16 protein-coding genes are annotated in these 17033 nt (G+C 71.1%); 15 read left to right on the top strand and 1 reads right to left on the bottom strand.

Translation table 11 applies throughout. From position 1 onward, the window contains the following. Positions 1 to 59: 59 nt before the first annotated feature. The 7 genes from aroC to nusB all read left to right on the top strand — a co-directional run bounded on the left by aroC (position 60) and on the right by nusB (position 6101). A complete protein-coding gene (gene aroC, locus GA0115233_RS05585) occupies positions 60 to 1244 on the top strand; it encodes a chorismate synthase (protein ID WP_093718952.1) in 1185 nt (394 codons plus the stop codon). After that, entirely contained in the window at positions 1241 to 1753 is a 513-nt protein-coding gene (locus tag GA0115233_RS05580) for a shikimate kinase (protein WP_093718951.1), read from the top strand. The genes aroC and GA0115233_RS05580 overlap by 4 nt, the downstream gene beginning before the upstream one ends. After that, the gene (gene aroB, locus GA0115233_RS05575; RefSeq protein WP_093718950.1) at positions 1750 to 2841 is read left to right on the top strand and encodes a 3-dehydroquinate synthase; all 1092 of its coding nucleotides are present in this window, start codon (positions 1750 to 1752) and stop codon (positions 2839 to 2841) included. Before GA0115233_RS05580 ends, aroB begins: the two co-directional genes overlap by 4 nt. Before the next feature lie 165 nt (positions 2842 to 3006). Further along, a complete protein-coding gene (locus GA0115233_RS05570; RefSeq protein WP_093718949.1) occupies positions 3007 to 3840 on the top strand; it encodes a Pro-rich N-terminal domain-containing protein in 834 nt (277 codons plus the stop codon). Between the two features lie 98 nt (positions 3841 to 3938). Then, a complete protein-coding gene (locus tag GA0115233_RS05565; protein WP_093718948.1) occupies positions 3939 to 5045 on the top strand; it encodes an aminopeptidase P family protein in 1107 nt (368 codons plus the stop codon). 52 nt (positions 5046 to 5097) lie between these two features. Continuing rightward, the gene (efp, locus tag GA0115233_RS05560) at positions 5098 to 5664 is read left to right on the top strand and encodes an elongation factor P (protein WP_093718947.1); all 567 of its coding nucleotides are present in this window, start codon (positions 5098 to 5100) and stop codon (positions 5662 to 5664) included. 2 nt (positions 5665 to 5666) lie between these two features. Beyond that, positions 5667 to 6101, top strand: coding sequence for a transcription antitermination factor NusB (gene nusB, locus GA0115233_RS05555; protein ID WP_093718946.1), 435 nt, complete (start codon positions 5667 to 5669; stop codon positions 6099 to 6101). A 183-nt stretch (positions 6102 to 6284) separates the two neighbouring features. Here the strand turns inward: nusB and bldD are convergent, their stop codons facing one another. Further along, positions 6285 to 6785 (bottom strand): transcriptional regulator BldD, encoded by a 501-nt coding sequence (bldD, locus tag GA0115233_RS05550; RefSeq protein WP_003956405.1) that lies wholly within the window; start codon positions 6783 to 6785, stop codon positions 6285 to 6287. A 255-nt stretch (positions 6786 to 7040) separates the two neighbouring features. Here bldD and pyrR point away from each other — a divergent pair, with 255 nt between their 5' ends. The 8 genes from pyrR to pyrF all read left to right on the top strand — a co-directional run bounded on the left by pyrR (position 7041) and on the right by pyrF (position 16966). Then, positions 7041 to 7598, top strand: a complete 558-nt coding sequence (pyrR, locus tag GA0115233_RS05545) for a bifunctional pyr operon transcriptional regulator/uracil phosphoribosyltransferase PyrR (RefSeq protein ID WP_093718945.1) — start codon at positions 7041 to 7043, stop codon at positions 7596 to 7598. Positions 7599 to 7682: 84 nt separating this feature from the next. Next, complete coding sequence (locus GA0115233_RS05540; RefSeq protein WP_093718944.1) at positions 7683 to 8660, top strand: aspartate carbamoyltransferase catalytic subunit; 978 nt, start codon at positions 7683 to 7685, stop codon at positions 8658 to 8660. Positions 8661 to 8665: 5 nt separating this feature from the next. Beyond that, positions 8666 to 9952, top strand: a complete 1287-nt coding sequence (locus GA0115233_RS05535) for a dihydroorotase (protein WP_093718943.1) — start codon at positions 8666 to 8668, stop codon at positions 9950 to 9952. Continuing rightward, on the top strand, positions 9949 to 10509 hold the full coding sequence (locus GA0115233_RS05530) for a PH-like domain-containing protein (RefSeq protein ID WP_093718942.1): 561 nt from the start codon (positions 9949 to 9951) through the stop codon (positions 10507 to 10509). The genes GA0115233_RS05535 and GA0115233_RS05530 overlap by 4 nt, the downstream gene beginning before the upstream one ends. Further along, on the top strand, positions 10506 to 11648 hold the full coding sequence (gene carA / locus GA0115233_RS05525; protein WP_093718941.1) for a glutamine-hydrolyzing carbamoyl-phosphate synthase small subunit: 1143 nt from the start codon (positions 10506 to 10508) through the stop codon (positions 11646 to 11648). Before GA0115233_RS05530 ends, carA begins: the two co-directional genes overlap by 4 nt. Then, positions 11641 to 14949, top strand: a complete 3309-nt coding sequence (gene carB / locus GA0115233_RS05520; protein ID WP_093718940.1) for a carbamoyl-phosphate synthase large subunit — start codon at positions 11641 to 11643, stop codon at positions 14947 to 14949. Before carA ends, carB begins: the two co-directional genes overlap by 8 nt. Positions 14950 to 15017: 68 nt before the next feature. After that, positions 15018 to 16127, top strand: a complete 1110-nt coding sequence (locus GA0115233_RS05515) for a quinone-dependent dihydroorotate dehydrogenase (RefSeq protein WP_093718939.1) — start codon at positions 15018 to 15020, stop codon at positions 16125 to 16127. Further along, positions 16124 to 16966 carry an orotidine-5'-phosphate decarboxylase gene (gene pyrF / locus GA0115233_RS05510; RefSeq protein WP_176711647.1) on the top strand — a complete coding sequence of 281 codons (843 nt, stop codon included), beginning with the start codon at positions 16124 to 16126 and terminating at the stop codon, positions 16964 to 16966. The genes GA0115233_RS05515 and pyrF overlap by 4 nt, the downstream gene beginning before the upstream one ends. The last annotated feature ends 67 nt before the right edge of the window (positions 16967 to 17033 follow it).

Here is a 17033-nt window from a genome sequence, read left to right as displayed (position 1 = left end):
CGTACGCCACGAGGCGCGTACGAAGGGCAGTACCAGGGCGCGAGCACTGAGGAGCATCGTTGAGCAGGTTGCGCTGGCTGACCGCGGGGGAGTCCCACGGCCCCGCACTCGTGGCGACGCTGGAGGGCCTCCCGGCCGGCGTGCCGATCACCACGGAGATGGTGGCGGACCACCTGGCCCGGCGCCGGCTCGGCTACGGCCGCGGTGCGCGGATGAAGTTCGAGCGCGACGAGGTCACCTTCCTCGGCGGCGTCCGGCACGGCCTGACCCTCGGCTCCCCGGTGGCGATCATGGTCGGCAACACCGAGTGGCCCAAGTGGGAGCAGGTCATGGCGGCCGACCCGGTCGACCCGGAGATCCTCGCCGGACTCGCCCGCAACGCCCCGCTGACCCGGCCCCGCCCCGGCCACGCCGACCTCGCCGGTATGCAGAAGTACGGCTTCGACGAGGCCCGCCCGATCCTGGAGCGCGCCTCGGCCCGCGAGACCGCCGCCCGCGTGGCGCTCGGCGCGGTGGCCCGCTCGTACCTGAAGGAGACGACCGGCATCGAGATCGTCAGCCATGTCGTCGAGCTGTGCTCGGTCAAGGCCCCGCAGGGCGTCTACCCGACCCCGGCCGACGTCGAGAAGCTGGACGCCGACCCGCTGCGCTGCCTGGACGCCGACACCTCCAAGGCGATGGTCGCGGAGGTCGACCAGGCCCACAAGGACGGCGACACCCTCGGCGGTGTCGTCGAGATCCTGGCCTACGGCGTCCCCGTGGGCCTCGGCTCCCATGTGCACTGGGACCGCAAGCTGGACGCGCGCCTCGCCGGCGCCCTCATGGGCATCCAGGCCATCAAGGGCGTCGAGCTCGGCGACGGCTTCGAGCTGGCGCGGGTGCCCGGTTCCAAGGCGCACGACGAGATCGTCAACACGCCCGAGGGCATCAAGCGCGTCTCCGGCCGCTCCGGCGGCACCGAGGGCGGTCTGTCCACCGGTGAGCTGCTGCGGGTCCGCGCCGCGATGAAGCCGATCGCGACCGTGCCGCGCGCCCTGCAGACCGTCGACGTCACCACCGGCGAGGCCGCGCAGGCCCACCACCAGCGCTCCGACGTCTCCGCGGTCCCGGCCGCCGGTATCGTCGCCGAGGCCATGGTGGCCCTCGTCCTCGCCGACGCGGTCGCCGAGAAGTTCGGCGGCGACAACGTGGCGGAGACCCGCCGCAACGTGCGCTCGTACCTCGACAACCTGGCGATCCGATGAACCCGGTGGTGGTGCTCGTCGGCCCGATGGGCGTGGGCAAGTCCACCGTCGGACAGCTGCTCGCCGAGCGGCTCGGCGTCGGCTACCGCGACACCGACGACGACATCGTCGCCGGGCAGGGCCGGGCCATCTCCGAGATCTTCGTCGACGACGGCGAGCCCGCCTTCCGCGCGCTGGAGAAGGAAGCGGTGCGCCGCGCACTCGCCGGGCACGACGGGGTCCTCGCCCTCGGCGGCGGCGCCGTCCTCGACGAGGACACGCGTGCCCTGCTCGCCGGGCAGCCGGTGGTCTACCTCTCGATGGACGTCGAGGAGGCCGTCAAGCGGACCGGCCTCAACGCCGCCCGTCCCCTGCTCGCGGTCAACCCGCGCAAGCAGTGGCGCGAGCTGATGGAGGCCCGGCGGCACCTGTACGAGCAGATCGCCACGGCGGTCGTCGCGACGGACGGCCGCACGCCCGAAGAAGTGACCCAAGCCGTGCTCGACGCACTGGAGTTGAAGGAAGCATGAGCGAGGCAGTGACCCGGATCCAGGTCGGCGGCACCGCGGGCAGCGAGCCGTACGAGGTCCTGGTGGGCCGTCAGCTGCTGGGCGAACTCGGCGGGTTGATCGGCGAGAAGGCCAAGCGCGTCGCCGTCATCCACCCCGAGGCGCTCGCCGAGACCGGCGAGGCCCTGCGCGCCGACCTCGCCGGACAGGGCTACGAGGCCGTCGCCATCCAGGTGCCCAACGCCGAGGAGGCCAAGACCGCCGAGGTCGCCGCCTACTGCTGGAAGGCGCTCGGCCAGTCCGGCTTCACCCGCACCGACGTGGTCGTCGGCGTGGGCGGCGGTGCCACCACCGACCTCGCCGGTTTCGTGGCGGCGACCTGGCTGCGCGGGGTGCGCTGGATCGCCATCCCCACCACGGTGCTCGCCATGGTCGACGCGGCCGTCGGCGGCAAGACCGGCATCAACACCGCCGAGGGCAAGAACCTCGTCGGCGCCTTCCACCCGCCCGCCGGAGTCCTGTGCGACCTGGCCGCGCTGGACTCCCTCCCGGTCAACGACTACGTCTCCGGGCTCGCCGAGATCATCAAGGCCGGGTTCATCGCCGACCCGGCCATCCTCGACCTCATCGAGTCCGACCCCGAGGGCGCCCGCAGCCCGGAGGGCCCGCACACCGCCGAGCTGATCGAGCGCTCCATCCGTGTGAAGGCCGAGGTCGTCTCCTCGGACCTGAAGGAGTCGGGCCTGCGCGAGATCCTCAACTACGGCCACACCCTCGGCCACGCCATCGAGAAGAACGAGCGCTACAAGTGGCGGCACGGCGCGGCGGTCGCCGTCGGCATGCACTTCGCCGCCGAACTCGGGCGCCTGGCGGGGCGGCTGGACGACGCCACCGCCGACCGGCACCGCGCGATCCTTCAGTCCGTCGGTCTTCCGCTGCACTACCGCCACGACCAGTGGCCCAAGCTGCTGGAGACCATGAAGGTCGACAAGAAGTCCCGCGGCGACCTGCTCCGCTTCATCGTCCTGGACGGCCTCGCCAAGCCGACCGTCCTTGAGGGTCCCGACCCGGCGGTGCTCCTCGCCGCGTACGGAGAAGTGGGGCAGTAAGTCCGTCAGGACGCCGTACGCCCGATTTTCCTGTGGGAATGGGCACTTCCTGCCGCTCCCGGCCGTTCACCAAACGGCGGCCGGGGGCGGTACCGTTCGGTAGGGAACGGGGGTTCGGCCCCCGCTGCCCACGCTCATGGCCCGTACGAGATGGAGTGGCACCGGATGCAGCACGCAGTGGGTTCTCCGCTGCCGCCGCCCCACCAGCCGGGGCACGGACCGGCCGTCGGCTGGTCCCCGGCCGCACAACACCCGGGTCCGCACCAGGGAGCCGCCCCGGTGCCCCCACCTCCGGGATTCACCGCACCGCCCCCCGGCCAGGTGCCGCCCGCCCCGCAGCACATCCCGCCGCACCCGGCGCCGGACACCACCGGCCATGTGCCGCTGCCGCCCGGCGGCCCGGTCGCCGTGCCGAACACCCCGGCCGCGCCCGACCCGTCCACCACCACGCTCGCGGTGCTGCTCATCGGCCCGGCGGGCGCGGGGAAGACCAGCGTCGCCAAGTACTGGGCCGACCACCGCCGGGTCCCCACCGCCCACATCAGCCTCGACGACGTGCGTGAGTGGGTCCGCTCCGGGTTCGCCGACCCGCAGACCGGCTGGAACGACAACTCCGAGGCCCAGTACCGGCTGGCCCGCCGCACCTGCGGCTTCGCCGCGCGCAACTTCCTCGCCAACGGGATCTCCTGCATCCTCGACGACGCCGTCTTCCCGGACCGCCCGGTCGTCGGTCTCGGCGGCTGGAAGCGCCATGTCGGCCCCGGTCTGCTGCCGGTGGTCCTGCTGCCCGGCCTGGAGATCGTCCTGGAGCGCAACGCCCAGCGCTCCGGCAACCGCCGCCTCACCGACGAGGAGGTGGCCCGTATCCACGGCCGCATGGCGGGCTGGTACGGCTCGGGCCTGCCGATCATCGACAACTCCCAGATGGACGTCCCGCAGACGGCCCAGGTCCTGAACGAGGTCCTGTCCCGCTCGATAGCCAGCCCGCCGAGCTGGTAGACAGCGGAGCCCGCTCCGGGACGGAGCCCGCTCCGGGACCCACCCCCACACGGCCCTCCCAAAACGCGCACCTCGGACAAAACTCCTACGCTCGACACATGTCAGAGGTGTACGCCACCCGAAGAGCACGACTCCGCGACCGCTGCCAGGCCGGCGGCAGCCAGTCCGCCGTGGTCACGCGTCCCGCCAACGTCCGCTACCTCGCGGGCGCGGCCCCCCGCGGCGCCGTCCTGCTGATCGGCCGTACCGAGGACGTCCTGGTGTGCGTGAGCCCCCCGGACGACCGCCCCTCCGAGGGCCGCCCCGACGAGGCCCTGCGGGTCCACGTCCTCCCCGGCGCCGGAGGCGACCCTGCGGTGGCCGCCGCCGGTCTCGCCGACGCCCAGCGCGCCGACACCCTGGCCGTGGAGGAGCACCACCTGACCGTCGCCCGGCACCGGGAGATCCGCTCGGTGGCCCCCCGTATCCGCCTCGGCGACCTCGGCGGTGCCGTGGAGCAGCTCCGGGTGGTCAAGGACGAGGAGGAGATCTCCTGTCTGCGCATCGGCGCCGAGATCGCCGACCAGGCGCTCGGGGAACTCCTGGAGTCCATCCTCGTCGGCCGCACCGAACGGCATCTCGCGCTGGAGCTGGAGCGCCGGCTGGTCGACCACGGCGCCGACGGCCCCGCCTTCCCGACCTCCGTCGCCACCGGGCCGAACTCCGGGCGCCGCGGGCACCGGCCCACCGACCGGCGGGTCGAGGAGGGCGACTTCCTCTCCGTCTGCCTGGGCGCCACCTACCGCGGCTACCGCTGCGAGATCGGCCGCACCTTCGTCATCGGCACCTCGCCCGCGGACTGGCAGATCGAGCTGTACGACCTGGTCTTCGCCGCTCAGCGCGCCGGACGGGAGACCCTCGCGCCCGGCGCCGCCTTCCGGGACGTGGACCGCGCGGCACGTCAGGTGCTGGACTCCGCGGGCCATGCGGAGGGACTGCCACCGCTCACCGGGCACGGCGTCGGACTCGAAATCGACGAGGACCCGCAGTTGGCCCCCGCGGCCATGGGTAAACTGGACGCTTGCGTGCCGGTCACCGTCGAACCGGGGGTCCACCTCCCGGGCCGGGGCGGCGTCCGGATCGATGACACGCTCGTCGTCCGCCCCGAGGCGGACGGCGGACCCGAGCTACTCACCATCACGACCAAGGAGCTGCTCGCACTATAGGCAGGTGCGTGCCCCCGGGGTCGTCCACGTCAGTCCAGGAGATTCCGCAACCGTGGCTTCCACGAACGACCTCAAGAACGGCATGGTGCTCAAGCTCGAAGGCGGCCAGCTCTGGTCCGTCGTCGAGTTCCAGCACGTCAAGCCCGGCAAGGGCCCCGCCTTCGTGCGCACCAAGCTCAAGAACGTGCTCTCCGGGAAGGTCGTCGACAAGACCTTCAACGCCGGCGTGAAGGTCGAGACGGCCACCGTCGACAAGCGCGACATGCAGTTCTCCTACATGGACGGCGACTACTTCGTCTTCATGGACATGGAGACCTACGACCAGCTGATGGTCGACCGCAAGGCCGTCGGCGACGCCGCCAACTTCCTGATCGAGGGCTTCACCGCCACCGTCGCGCAGCACGAGGGCGAGGTGCTCTTCGTCGAGCTGCCCGCCGCCGTCGAGCTGACCATCAAGGAGACCGAGCCGGGCGTCCAGGGCGACCGCTCCACCGGTGGCACCAAGCCCGCCATCCTGGAGACCGGCCACCAGATCCAGGTCCCGCTCTTCATCACCACCGGTGAGAAGATCAAGGTCGACACCCGCACCAGCGACTACCTCGGCCGGGTGAACAGCTAACCGTGGCTGCCCGCAACACGGCCCGCAAGCGCGCCTTCCAGATCCTCTTCGAGGGCGACCAGCGTGGCGTCGACGTCCTGACGGTCCTCGCGGACTGGGTCCGGCACTCCCGGGCCGACACCCGGCAGCCGCCGGTGAGCGAGTACACGATGGAGCTGGTCGAGGGCTACGCCCGGCAGGCGGCGCGCATCGACGAGCTGATCGCCCAGTACTCGGTCGGCTGGACGCTGGACCGGATGCCGGTCGTGGACCGCAACATCCTGCGGCTCGGCGCCTACGAGCTGATCTGGGTCGACGGCACTCCCGACGCCGTCGTGCTGGACGAGATGGTGCAGCTGGCCAAGGAGTTCTCGACGGACGAGTCGCCCTCGTTCGTCAACGGCCTGCTCGGCCGGCTGAAGGAGCTCAAGCCCTCGCTGCGCCGCGAGGAGGCGTAGGAGGGCATCCCGGCCCTCGGGAGGCCCACCGGTCCTCGGAAGGCCCACAGCGATCCGCTGTGGGCCTTCTGCGTGCCCGCACATCGACAGGACCGCCAGGGCATGGAAAAGACCGCCGGGGTGGCCCGAACCGAACGGTTCGGGCCACCCCGGCGGCACGTTTCTGCTGAGTCGCCAGAAGGCTCAGCTCTCCTCGTGGGACACCGCGCGACGGGCGTCGGCGTCCAGCACACCCCAGCTGATCAGCTGCTCGGTGAGGACCGAGGGGGACTGGTCGTAAATGACGGCGAGTGTGCGCAGGTCGTCCTGGCGGATCGAGAGCACCTTGCCGTTGTAGTCACCGCGCTGCGACTGGATGGTCGCCGCGTAGCGCTGGAGCGGGCCCGCCTTCTCGGCCGGCACGTGCGCCAGCCGCTCCAGGTCCAGGACCAGCTTCGGCGGCGGCTCGGCGGCGCCGCCCGGAGTGGTGCCCGGGAGCAGTTCCTGCACCGGCACGCCGTAGAAATCCGCCAGCTCGGCAAGACGCTGCACGGTCACGGCACGGTCGCCGCGCTCGTACGAGCCGACCACCACGGCCTTCCAGCGCCCCTGGGACTTCTCCTCGACACCGTGGAGGGAAAGGCCCTGCTGGGTGCGGATGGCCCGGAGCTTGGCCCCGAGCTGTTTGGCGTATTCGCTGGACATATAGCTCCCCGGACACTGTGTCGTCGACGCGGCGGGAGGGGTTCCTGCCGCGCGGCTGGTAACTCACTGTGAGGTTACGCAGCGTGACACTCGTGCGTCAAGCCGAATGGTCCACACCGACTCTTCCGTGGTAGCGGTGGCCGATTGCGCCAAGGGGGTGATCGGGGTCCGTTTCCCGGCCTGCTACGGTGGATGACGCAAACCCGACGTCCTTTAAGGTCCGTCCCGTGAGGCGGAGAAGGAGGTCCTTTCCGTATGGACACCCAAGCGTCCGATGCGCGGCCCGTTCTTGAGGGTCCCGACATCGCGCGGGTCCTGACCCGCATCGCCCACGAGATCGTCGAACGCGCCAAGGGCGCCGACGACGTGGTTCTTCTCGGCATCCCCACCCGAGGCGTCTTCCTCGCCCGGCGGCTCGCCGACAAGCTCGAAGAGATCACCGCACGCAAGATCCCGGTCGGCTCGCTGGACATCACCATGTACCGCGACGACCTGCGCATGCACCCGCCGCGTGCCCTCGCCCGCACCGAGATCCCCGGTGACGGCATCGACGGCCGCCTCGTCGTCCTCGTCGACGACGTGCTGTTCTCCGGCCGCACCATCCGCGCCGCCCTCGACGCGCTCAACGACATCGGCCGCCCCCGCGCGGTGCAGCTCGCCGTGCTCGTCGACCGCGGCCACCGCGAACTGCCCATCCGCGCCGACTACGTCGGCAAGAACCTCCCCACGTCGTTGCGGGAGACGGTCAAGGTCCACCTCGTCGAGGAGGACGGTCGCGACACCGTCCTGCTCGGTGTGAAGCCGACCCAGTAGCGAGCCGACCGGACCCGCCGGATCCCGGCGTGCCCACGCCTGCCCGGAATCTCCCGAACTGAACTGCCTTACGGAGCCTGACAGATGCAGCGTCATCTCATCTCGGCCGCCGATCTCACCCGCGACGACGCCGTCCAGATCCTCGACACCGCCGAGGAGATGGCCCGGGTGGCCGACCGGCCCATCAAGAAGCTGCCGACCCTGCGCGGCCGCACCATCGTCAACCTCTTCTTCGAGGACTCCACGCGGACCCGGATCTCCTTCGAGGCCGCCGAGAAGCGCCTGTCCGCCGACGTCATCAACTTCACCGCCAAGGGCTCCAGCGTCTCCAAGGGCGAGTCCCTGAAGGACACCGCCCAGACCCTGGAGGCCATGGGCGTCGACGCGGTGGTCATCCGGCACGGCGCCTCCGGCGCGCCCTACCGGCTCGCCAACTCCGGCTGGATCGACGCGGTCGTCATCAACGCCGGTGACGGCACCCACCAGCACCCCACCCAGTCCCTGCTGGACGCCTTCACCATGCGCCGCCGCCTGGTCGGCCGGGACGCCGGCATCGGCCAGGACCTCTCCGGCAAGCGCATCACCCTCGTCGGCGACGTCCTGCACAGCCGGGTCGCCCGCTCCAACGTCGACCTGCTGCACACCCTCGGCGCCGAGGTCACCCTGGTCGCCCCGCCCACCCTGCTCCCGGTCGGCATCGAGACCTGGCCCTGCGAGGTCTCCTACGACCTCGACGCCACCCTGCCCAAGTCCGACGCGGTGATGATGCTCCGCGTCCAGCGCGAGCGGATGAACGCCGCGTTCTTCCCCACCGAGCGCGAGTACTCCCGCCGCTACGGCCTGGACGGCGACCGCATGGCGAAGATGCCCGAGCACGCCATCGTGATGCACCCCGGCCCGATGGTCCGCGGCATGGAGATCACCGCCGAGGTCGCCGACTCCGAGCGCTGCACCGCCATCGAGCAGGTCGCAAACGGAGTCTCCATCCGGATGGCCGTCCTGTACCTGCTGCTGGGCGGCAACCAGCCCGCCGTCACCCACACCCGCGTCGAGGAGAAGTAAGACCGATGAGCAAGATCCTTATCCGTGGTGCCAAGGTGCTCGGCGGCGAGCCGCAGGACGTCCTGATCAACGGCGAGGTCATCGAGGCCGTCGGCACCGGCCTGTCCGCCGAGGGCGCCGAGGTCGTCGAGGCGGCCGGCAAGGTCCTCCTGCCGGGCCTGGTCGACCTGCACACCCACCTGCGCGAGCCCGGCCGCGAGGACTCCGAGACCGTCCTGACCGGCACCCGCGCCGCTGCGAGCGGCGGCTACACGGCCGTGTTCGCCATGGCCAACACCTTCCCCGTCGCCGACACCGCCGGTGTGGTCGAGCAGGTCTACCGGCTCGGCCAGGAGCACGGCTACTGCGACGTCCAGCCCATCGGCGCCGTCACCGTCGGACTGGAGGGCAAGAAGCTCGCCGAGCTGGGCGCCATGCACGACTCGGCCGCCGGGGTCACCGTCTTCTCCGACGACGGCAAGTGCGTCGACGACGCCGTGATCATGCGCCGCGCCCTGGAGTACGTGAAGGCCTTCGGCGGCGTCGTCGCCCAGCACGCCCAGGAGCCGCGCCTGACCGAGGGCGCCCAGATGAACGAGGGCATCGTCTCCGCCGAGCTGGGCCTGGGCGGCTGGCCCGCCGTCGCCGAGGAGTCGATCATCGCCCGCGACGTGCTGCTCGCCGAGCACGTCGGCTCCCGCGTCCACATCTGCCACCTCTCCACCGCCGGCTCCGTCGAGATCGTGCGCTGGGCCAAGTCCCGCGGTATCGACGTCACCGCCGAGGTCACCCCGCACCACCTGCTCCTCACCGACGAGCTGGTGCGCACCTACAACCCCGTCTACAAGGTCAACCCGCCGCTGCGCACCGAGCGGGACGTCCTGGCGCTGCGCGAGGCGCTCGCCGACGGCACCATCGACATCGTGGCCACCGACCACGCCCCGCACCCGCACGAGGACAAGGACTGCGAGTGGGCCGCCGCCGCCATGGGCATGGTCGGCCTGGAGACCGCCCTGTCCGTGGTGCAGGAGACCATGGTCGACACCGGGCTCCTCGACTGGGCCGGGGTCGCCCAGCGTATGTCCTTCAAGCCCGCCGAGATCGGACAGGCCAAGGGCCACGGCCGTCCCGTCTCGGCAGGTGAGCCCGCCAACCTCACCCTCGTCGACACGGCATACCGTGGGCAGGTGGACCCCGCGGGCTTCGCCTCGCGCAGCCGCAACACCCCGTACCAGGGGCGTGAGCTGCCCGGCCGTGTGACGCACACGTGGCTGCGGGGCAAGGCCACGCTCGTCGACGGGAAGCTCACGTGACACCCCTTTTGACCATCGCCGCAGACCAGAAGTCGGCCGAGGTGACCGACTGGGCCGCCCGCATCGGCTGGCTCGTCGGACTCGCCCTCTTCGTCGCCCTCGTCTACTGGCTGATGCGCGAGGGCTGGAAATGGCGCGGCACCCTCCAGAGCGACCTGCCGGAGCTGCCCAGCGCGCCGTCGGAGCCGGGCGAGGCCACACTGACGATGAGCGGCCGCTACCACGGCTCCACCACCGCCGGACAGTGGCTCGACCGGATCGTGGCGCACGGCCTGGGCACCCGCAGCCGCGTCGAGCTCAGCCTCACCGAGGCGGGCCTGGTCGTCGAACGCCCCGGGGCGCGCGACTTCTTCGTCCCGGCCGTACAGCTGCGCGGCGCCCGGCTGGACAAGGGCATCGCCGGCAAGGTGCTCACCGAGGGCGGGCTGCTCGTGGTGACCTGGGCGCACGGCGACCGCCTGATCGACTCCGGCTTCCGCTCGGACACCGCCGCCGAGCACACCACCTGGGTCGACACCCTGAACGAACTGATCAACAACACGGAAGGCGCACGATGACGACCTCCACCCGGGGAGCCACGAGGGTTCCCGCCGTCCTCGTCCTGGAGGACGGCCGCATCTTCCGCGGCCGTGCCTACGGGGCCGTGGGGGTGACCTTCGGCGAGGCCGTGTTCTCCACCGGTATGACCGGCTACCAGGAGACCCTGACGGACCCCTCCTACCACCGCCAGGTCGTCGTGATGACCGCGCCGCACGTCGGCAACACCGGAGTCAACGACGAGGACCCCGAGAGCAAGCGGATCTGGGTCGCGGGCTATGTCGTGCGCGACCCCGCGCGCGTGCCCTCCAACTGGCGCTCGCGCCGCTCCCTGGACGAGGAGCTGCGCCACCAGGGCGTCGTCGGCATCTCCGGTATCGACACCCGTGCCCTCACCCGCCACCTGCGCGAGCGCGGCGCCATGCGCGTCGGCATCTTCTCCGGCAACGCCCTGCCCGACGAGGGCACCATGCTCGCCGAGGTCCGCCAGGCCCCCGAGATGAAGGGCGCCGACCTCTCCGCCGAGGTCGCCACCAAGGAGACCTACGTCGTCCCCGCGATCGGCGAGAAGAAGTTCACCGTCGCCGCCGTCGACCTCGGCATCAAGGGCATGACCCCGCACCGGATGGCCGAGCGCGGCATCGAGGTCCACGTGCTGCCCGCCACGGCCACTGTCGACGACGTCTACGCCGTCAACCCGGACGGCGTGTTCTTCTCCAACGGCCCCGGCGACCCGGCCACCGCCGACCACCCGGTCTCCGTGATGCAGGCCGTACTGGAGCGCGGCACCCCGCTCTTCGGTATCTGCTTCGGCAACCAGATCCTCGGCCGCGCCCTCGGCTTCGGCACCTACAAGCTGAAGTACGGCCACCGCGGCATCAACCAGCCCGTGCAGGACCGGACGACCGGCAAGGTCGAGGTCACCGCGCACAACCACGGCTTCGCCGTCGACGCCCCGCTCGACCAGGTCTCCGAGACCCCCTACGGCCGCGCCGAGGTCTCCCACGTCTGCCTGAACGACAACGTGGTGGAGGGCCTCCAGCTCCTCGACCGCCCGGCTTTCAGCGTCCAGTACCACCCCGAAGCGGCAGCGGGCCCGCACGACGCCGCCTACCTGTTCGACCGCTTCGTATCCCTGATGGAGGGCCAGCGTGCCTAAGCGCACCGATATCCAGTCCGTCCTGGTCATCGGCTCCGGCCCGATCGTCATCGGCCAGGCCGCCGAGTTCGACTACTCCGGCACGCAGGCCTGCCGCGTGCTCAAGGCCGAGGGCCTGCGCGTCATCCTCGTCAACTCCAACCCGGCGACGATCATGACCGACCCGGAGATCGCCGACGCGACCTACGTCGAGCCGATCACCCCCGAGTTCGTCGAGAAGATCATCGCCAAGGAGCGCCCCGACGCCCTGCTGCCCACCCTGGGCGGCCAGACGGCCCTGAACACCGCGATCTCCCTGCACGAGAACGGTGTCCTGGACAAGTACGGCGTGGAACTGATCGGCGCCAACGTCGAGGCCATCCACAAGGGCGAGGACCGCGACCAGTTCAAGCTGGTCGTCGACGCGGTCAACGCCAAGATCGGCCACGGCGAGTCCGCCCGCTCGGTGATCTGCCACTCCATGGACGACGTCCTCAAGGGCGTCGAGGAACTCGGCGGCTACCCGGTCGTCGTCCGCCCCTCCTTCACCATGGGCGGCGCCGGCTCCGGCTTCGCCCACGACGAGGTGGAGCTGCGCCGCATCGCCGGCCAGGGCCTCACCCTCTCGCCGACCACCGAGGTGCTCCTGGAGGAGTCCATCCTCGGCTGGAAGGAGTACGAGCTGGAGCTGATGCGCGACAAGCACGACAACGTCGTGGTCGTCTGCTCCATCGAGAACTTCGACCCCATGGGCGTGCACACCGGTGACTCCATCACCGTCGCGCCCGCGATGACGCTCACCGACCGCGAGTACCAGATCCTGCGCGACATCGGCATCGCCGTCATCCGCGAGGTCGGCGTCGACACCGGCGGCTGCAACATCCAGTTCGCGGTCAACCCCGAGGACGGCCGGGTCATCGTCATCGAGATGAACCCGCGCGTCTCCCGCTCCTCGGCGCTCGCCTCCAAGGCGACCGGCTTCCCCATCGCCAAGATCGCCGCGAAGCTGGCCGTCGGCTACACCCTCGACGAGATCCCCAACGACATCACCCAGGAGACCCCGGCCTCCTTCGAGCCCACGCTCGACTACGTCGTCGTCAAGGCCCCCCGCTTCGCCTTCGAGAAGTTCCCGAGCGCCGACTCCACGCTGACCACCACCATGAAGTCGGTCGGCGAGGCCATGGCCATCGGCCGCAACTTCACCGAGGCGTTCCAGAAGGCGCTGCGCTCGCTGGAGAAGAAGGGCAGCCAGTTCACCTTCGTCGGCGACCCCGGCGACAAGGACGAGCTGCTGCGCGAGGCGGTGCGCCCCACCGACGGCCGTATCAACGCGGTCATGCAGGCCATCCGCGCGGGCGCCACGCCCGAGGAGGTCTTCGAGCACACGAAGATCGACCCCTGGTTCGTCGACCAGCTCTTCCTCATCAAGGAGATCGCCGACGAGCTCGCCGAGGCGTCGGAGCTCACGCCCGAGCTGCTCGCCGGGGCCAAGCAACACGGCTTCTCCGACCTGCAGATCGGTGAGATCCGCGGCCTGCGCGAGGACATCGTCCGCGAGGTGCGGCACGCCCTCGGCGTCCGCCCGGTCTACAAGACGGTCGACACCTGCGCCGCCGAGTTCGCCGCGAGGACCCCGTACTTCTACTCGTCCTACGACGAGGAGACCGAGGTCGCCCCGCGCGAGAAGCCCGCGGTGATCATCCTCGGCTCCGGCCCCAACCGCATCGGCCAGGGCATCGAGTTCGACTACTCCTGCGTCCACGCCTCCTTCGCGCTGCACGACGCCGGGTACGAGACCGTGATGGTCAACTGCAACCCGGAGACCGTCTCCACCGACTACGACACCTCCGACCGCCTGTACTTCGAGCCGCTGACGCTTGAGGACGTGCTGGAGATCGTGCACGCCGAGACCCTCGCGGGCCCGGTCGCGGGTGTGATCGTCCAGCTCGGCGGCCAGACCCCGCTGGGCCTGTCGCAGGCGCTGAAGGACAACGGCGTGCCGGTCGTGGGCACCTCCCCGGAGGCGATCCACGCCGCCGAGGACCGCGGCGCCTTCGGCCGCGTCCTGAAGGAGGCCGGCCTGCCCGCCCCCAAGCACGGCACCGCCACCACCTTCGCCGAGGCCAAGGCCATCGCCGACGAGATCGGCTACCCGGTCCTGGTGCGGCCCTCCTACGTGCTCGGCGGACGCGGCATGGAGATCGTCTACGACGAGTCCCGGCTGGAGTCGTACATCGCCGAGTCGACCGAGATCAGCCCCACCCGGCCGGTCCTCGTCGACCGCTTCCTGGACGACGCCATCGAGATCGACGTGGACGCCCTCTACGACGGCGAGGAGCTGTACCTCGGCGGCGTGATGGAGCACATCGAGGAGGCCGGCATCCACTCCGGCGACTCGGCGTGCGCGCTGCCCCCGATCACCCTCGGCGGCTTCGACATCAAGCGGCTGCGCGCCTCCACCGAGGCCATCGCCAAGGGCGTCGGAGTGCGCGGACTGATCAACATCCAGTTCGCCATGGCCGGTGACATCCTCTACGTCCTGGAGGCCAACCCGCGCGCCTCGCGCACGGTGCCCTTCACCTCCAAGGCCACCGCCGTGCCGCTGGCGAAGGCCGCCGCCCGGATCTCACTCGGCGCCACCATCGCCGAGCTGCGCTCCGAGGGCCTGCTCCCGGCCACCGGCGACGGCGGCGAGCTGCCGCTGGACGCGCCGATCTCTGTCAAGGAGGCCGTCATGCCGTGGTCGCGCTTCCGCGACATCCACGGCCGCGGCGTCGACACCGTCCTCGGCCCGGAGATGCGCTCCACCGGCGAGGTCATGGGCATCGACTCCGTCTTCGGCACGGCGTACGCCAAGTCCCAGGCCGGCGCCTACGGCCCGCTGCCCACCAAGGGCCGCGCCTTCATCTCGGTCGCCAACCGCGACAAGCGTTCGATGATCTTCCCGGCGCGTGAGCTGGTCGCCCACGGCTTCGAGCTGATGGCCACCTCCGGCACCGCCGAGGTCCTCAAGCGCAACGGCATCAACGCCACCGTCGTGCGCAAGCAGTCCGAGGGCCCCGGCCCGAACGGCGAGAAGACCATCGTCCAGCTCATCCACGACGGCGAGGTCAACCTCATCGTCAACACCCCGTACGGCACCGGCGGCCGTCTGGACGGCTACGAGATCCGTACGGCGGCCGTGGCGCGGTCCGTGCCGTGCCTGACGACCGTGCAGGCGCTGGCCGCCGCGGTCCAGGGCATCGACGCCCTCAACCACGGCGACGTGGGCGTGCGCTCCCTCCAGGAACACGCCGAACATCTGACCGCGGCCCGCGACTAGCAGCCCTGAGGGGGACACCGGAAACGGTGTCCCCCTCTTGGTGAGGACACCACTTCCCGGTGAGGACCATGTACAAGTTCTTCTTCAACCTCGTCTTCAAGCGGATGGACCCCGAGCAGGCGCACCACCTCGCCGTCCGCTGGATCCGGCTCGTCGCCGGCATCCCGGTGCTGCGCACCTTCGTCGCCGCTGTGCTCGCGCCCCGCCACAAGGAACTGCGCACCGAGGCGCTCGGCCTGCGCCTGCACAGCCCGTTCGGGCTCGCCGCGGGCTTCGACAAGAACGCCGTCGCCGTGGACGGCCTGGCCATGCTCGGCTTCGACCACGTCGAGATCGGCACCGTCACGGGGGAGCCGCAGCCCGGCAACCCCAAGAAGCGGCTGTTCCGGCTGGTGCCGGACCGGGCGCTGATCAACCGCATGGGCTTCAACAACGAGGGCTCCCTGGCCGTCGCCGCCCGCCTGGCCTCCCGTACGCCTGTCTTCCGCACCGTTCTCGGCGTCAACATCGGCAAGACCAAGGTGGTGCCCGAGGAAGAGGCGACCGCCGACTACGTGAAGTCCGCCGAGCGGCTGGCCCCGTACGCCGACTACCTGGTCGTGAACGTGTCCTCGCCGAACACGCCGGGACTGCGCAACCTCCAGGCCACCGAGGCGCTGCGCCCGCTGCTGACCGCCGTGCGCGAGGCGGCCGACCGGGCCGTGAGCACCCGCCGGGTCCCGCTGCTGGTGAAGATCGCGCCGGACCTCGCCGACGAGGACATCGACGCCGTGGCCGACCTCGCCGTCGAACTCGGCCTGGACGGCATCATCGCCACCAACACCACCATCGCCCGCGAGGGCCTCGGCCTGACCTCCGAGCCCGCCCTCGTCCAGGAGACCGGCGGCCTGTCCGGCGCCCCGCTCAAGGAGCGCTCCCTTGAGGTGCTGCGGCGCCTGTACGCGCGTGTGGGCGACCGGATCACCCTGGTCGGCGTCGGCGGCATCGAGAACGCCGAGGACGCCTGGCAGCGCATCCTGGCCGGGGCCACGCTGGTCCAGGGCTACAGCGCCTTCATCTACCAGGGCCCGTTCTGGGCCCGCGCCATCCACAAGGGGCTCGCCGCGCGCCTGCGCACCAGCCCGTACGCCACCCTCGCCGACGCGGTCGGCGCCGACGTCAGGAAGGCCGCAGTATGACTCTGGAACCCTTCGGTGCCCGGCTGCGCAGTGCCATGGACGAGCGCGGGCCGCTGTGTGTCGGCATCGACCCGCACGCCTCCCTCCTGCAGGAGTGGGGCCTGAACGACGACATCGCCGGTCTGGAGCGGTTCAGCCGCACCGTGGTGGAGGCGATGGCGGACCGGGTGGCCGTGCTGAAGCCGCAGAGCGCGTTCTTCGAGCGCTTCGGCTCGCGCGGGATGGCCGTGCTGGAGAAGTCCGTGGAGGAGGCCCGCGCGGCCGGGGCACTGGTCGTGATGGACGCCAAGCGCGGCGACATCGGCTCGACCATGGCCGCGTACGCCGAGGCCTTCCTGCGCAAGGACTCCCCGCTCTTCTCGGATGCCCTGACCGTCTCCCCGTACCTCGGCTACGGCTCCCTGTCGCCGGCCGTGGCGATGGCCCGGGAGAGCGGCGCCGGGCTCTTCGTACTGGCGCTGACCTCGAACCCGGAGGGCGGCGAGGTGCAGCACGCGGTACGGACCGACGGGCGCACCGTGGGCGCGACCGTGCTGGCGCACCTGGCCGCGGAGAACGCGGGGGAGGAGCCGCTGGGGTCCTTCGGCGCGGTGGTCGGCGCCACGCTCGGGGACCTGTCCACCTACGACCTGAACATCAACGGCCCGCTCCTGGCTCCCGGCATCGGCGCCCAGGGGGCGACGGCCGCGGATCTGCCGCGGGTGTTCGGGTCGGCGGTGCGCAATGTGGTCCCGAATGTCAGCCGGGGAGTGCTGCGGCACGGTCCGGACGTGGCCGCGCTGCGGTCGGCGGCGGAGCGGTTCGCGGAGGAGGTCCGGGCCGCCGTGGCGGCCGCCTGAGCCGTCGCCGCAGGTCGGAACGGGCCGACAGGACGGACGTATTTAGACGCTTGTTCGACTCCTCGGA

The sequence above is a fragment of the Streptomyces sp. DI166 genome, from assembly GCF_900091315.1.
In the GTDB taxonomy this organism is placed as follows: domain Bacteria; phylum Actinomycetota; class Actinomycetes; order Streptomycetales; family Streptomycetaceae; genus Streptomyces; species Streptomyces fuscus.
Note: the sequence above shows the minus strand (reverse complement) of the source record. Positions and strands in the feature narration are given on the sequence as shown.

What these genes read in the sequence shown, in the direction of transcription:
- GA0115233_RS05580 (WP_093718951.1), top strand. Translation starts at nt 1,241, where the DNA reads ATGAACCCGGTGGTGGTGCTCGTCGGCCCGATGGGCGTGGGCAAGTCC.
- aroB (WP_093718950.1), top strand. Translation starts at nt 1,750, where the DNA reads ATGAGCGAGGCAGTGACCCGGATCCAGGTCGGCGGCACCGCGGGCAGC.
- GA0115233_RS05570 (WP_093718949.1), top strand. Translation starts at nt 3,007, where the DNA reads ATGCAGCACGCAGTGGGTTCTCCGCTGCCGCCGCCCCACCAGCCGGGG.
- GA0115233_RS05565 (WP_093718948.1), top strand. Translation starts at nt 3,939, where the DNA reads ATGTCAGAGGTGTACGCCACCCGAAGAGCACGACTCCGCGACCGCTGC.
- bldD (WP_003956405.1), bottom strand. Translation starts at nt 6,785, where the DNA reads ATGTCCAGCGAATACGCCAAACAGCTCGGGGCCAAGCTCCGGGCCATC.
- pyrR (WP_093718945.1), top strand. Translation starts at nt 7,041, where the DNA reads ATGGACACCCAAGCGTCCGATGCGCGGCCCGTTCTTGAGGGTCCCGAC.
- GA0115233_RS05540 (WP_093718944.1), top strand. Translation starts at nt 7,683, where the DNA reads ATGCAGCGTCATCTCATCTCGGCCGCCGATCTCACCCGCGACGACGCC.
- GA0115233_RS05535 (WP_093718943.1), top strand. Translation starts at nt 8,666, where the DNA reads ATGAGCAAGATCCTTATCCGTGGTGCCAAGGTGCTCGGCGGCGAGCCG.
- carA (WP_093718941.1), top strand. Translation starts at nt 10,506, where the DNA reads ATGACGACCTCCACCCGGGGAGCCACGAGGGTTCCCGCCGTCCTCGTC.
- GA0115233_RS05515 (WP_093718939.1), top strand. Translation starts at nt 15,018, where the DNA reads ATGTACAAGTTCTTCTTCAACCTCGTCTTCAAGCGGATGGACCCCGAG.
- pyrF (WP_176711647.1), top strand. Translation starts at nt 16,124, where the DNA reads ATGACTCTGGAACCCTTCGGTGCCCGGCTGCGCAGTGCCATGGACGAG.